Origin of the sequence: Marinifilum sp. JC120, assembly GCA_004923195.1 — a bacterium.
Classification (GTDB): Bacteria; Desulfobacterota; Desulfovibrionia; order Desulfovibrionales; family Desulfovibrionaceae; genus Maridesulfovibrio.
In genome coordinates, this window is sequence record RDSB01000261.1 from 1 (window position 1) to 355 (window position 355).

A 355-nucleotide genomic window follows, 5' to 3' on the forward strand; every position below is an offset into this window, starting at 1 on the left:
CATCCATGACGCTGTTTGGTACCGGCTTGTTTCGCTGCGTCTGGGGAGGTCTGTGAGCAGCTGGAGATTCAAGGAGAAGCTAGCAAGGATCTCAGCTCCGCCTTTCACATTACAAGCACACGCCTTTCCTACCACACTCTTGATCTTGTTCTCTCATATGGCATTGAAATTGATCATCTAATAGTCTTTCCACAGAATCCTCTTCTGTCTGACCATTTTTTAATAACCTTTGAGTTCATATTACGGTACACCACCAACCGCTCCACGTTTCTAACAGATATTCCCCACTCAGCGACACACCAGCTGAGAGGCCAACTCTGGTCATTGGCAGCTCCATTTTACGAAACGTGAAGTT

The 355-nt window shown here is 46.8% G+C and carries 1 protein-coding gene; it reads left to right on the forward strand.

The window, feature by feature from the left end; genetic code table 11:
- The coding region (locus tag D0S45_21035) for a hypothetical protein (GenBank protein ID TIH01430.1) at positions 1–181 on the forward strand (181 nt) is incomplete at its 5' end.
- Positions 182–355: the final 174 nt, after the last annotated feature.